This is a genomic window from Streptomyces sp. NPDC017890, from assembly GCF_044328675.1.
Lineage (GTDB): Bacteria > Actinomycetota > Actinomycetes > Streptomycetales > Streptomycetaceae > Streptomyces.
Genome location: NZ_JBIRHU010000146.1, coordinates 1 through 1,397, shown reverse-complemented (window position 1 = coordinate 1,397; position 1,397 = coordinate 1). Strand labels below are relative to the sequence as shown.

The 1,397-nt window shown below is 56.0% G+C and carries 2 protein-coding genes and 1 pseudogene; 1 reads left to right on the top strand and 2 read right to left on the bottom strand.

From position 1 onward, the window contains the following. Nucleotides 1-356 (bottom strand): hypothetical protein (locus ACH4F2_RS36105; RefSeq protein ID WP_398136819.1); only part of this gene is annotated, 356 nt, incomplete at its 3' end. A 612-nt stretch (nt 357-968) separates the two neighbouring features. On the opposite strand from ACH4F2_RS36105, the gene nrdH reads away from it, so the two are divergent. Continuing rightward, nucleotides 969-1,199 (top strand): glutaredoxin-like protein NrdH, encoded by a 231-nt coding sequence (gene nrdH / locus ACH4F2_RS36100; protein WP_311052691.1) that lies wholly within the window; start codon nt 969-971, stop codon nt 1,197-1,199. A gap of 40 nt (nt 1,200-1,239) precedes the next feature. On the opposite strand, the pseudogene ACH4F2_RS36095 reads toward nrdH, so the two are convergent. Next, a pseudogene (locus ACH4F2_RS36095) lies at nt 1,240-1,397 on the bottom strand (IS110 family transposase); the annotation flags it as partial.

Sequence of the window (1,397 nt, the reverse complement as noted above, 5' to 3'; positions counted from 1 at the left end):
CCTGTACCACCGGCGTAACCGCGCCATTGACTGAGATCATCTGGCTCGGTGGTAAACGAGGCGGCAAACACTTGCGCGGGGTCTGGTAACAACGGGTGGTCGCCGCCAGAGTCACCGGCGGCATCCGTGATCTTCTGCGCGAACACTTTGCCGGCAGTCTTCAGCTCTGCGTGGTCGTTCATGAACCGAACATCAGACGCCTGGAATCGCAGCGTTCGATCGTAGGTGTACTCGGCATACAAGGGGTGATTGGTAGTCGCGTACACGTTCGGGAAGCTCGCTTGGCTGATTCGATCAACGATGCCGAGGAGTCCTGCCGCGGAAGTGTAGTGATACAAGTTGTCGTCGTTGCTCATGTTGCTCTTCCGCCTATTCGACGAGGTCGCGATCGACTAACCCGATGAAGCGGCGATCCCCGGCCCGAAAGGGTTGGGGATCCGTCCGCCCTTCCGCCCCGCACCTTCCGCCTCTGGCCGGCGGTAAAGAGCCACCGGCGGACCGGAAGGGCGGAATACGGACACCACCACAGACACGCAAGAAAGCACCCCGGCCGCCGGCCACGAACCACGACAAAAGCGCAAGGACAAGAACCTACCCGCCCCGGTGTAAACATTCTTCTATCCCGACGCTCGCGCATCAAGGCCGCTCCAGAAATAATATCCACACGCGCCACTCGCACGCTCGAACAAAGGCGCTAAGATATTTTTTCCTACGCTCACCTTGACCCGCTCCCGCCGAGACCAGAATATCGGCACATACCGGGGAGAGGGGAGAAAGTACAGGTAGAACGCATGCAAGTAGCTGCGTACATCACGGTTTGGTATTAGAGAAAGAATGCGAAAAATGATTGAAGATGTCATTAACTAAAGCGGAAGCTAATCGAAGAAATACCCGCGAAAGTATTGGTTTATATTGCAATGTTCGATAGAATGAAATCAATAAAGAATCACCGACGAGGGGGAGTGACAATGGCGATCACCGTATATACCAAGCCCGCATGTGTGCAATGCAATGCCACGTACCGCGCTCTCGACAAAGCAGGAATCGAATACGACGTCATCGACATCACCGAAGACGCACAGGCCCGCGATTACGTCATGAGTCTCGGATACCTGCAAGCCCCCGTCGTCGTCGCAGGAGAAAACCACTGGAGCGGATTCCGTCCCGACGAAATCTCCAAGCTCACCCCGGCCGCCTGACCACACACTTTCACCAGCGAAACGAGTTTCAATGAGGAAATCAAGCAGTTCGGACGGCGGGTGCATCAACGACGAACAGTCGGTTGTCGCGCAACAATGCCCAGATCACGCTCACTCGTCGACGGGCCAAGGCGATCACCGCTTGAACGTGTCTCATTCCTTCACTTCGTTTCTTGAGGTAGAACTCGCGGTTCGGTC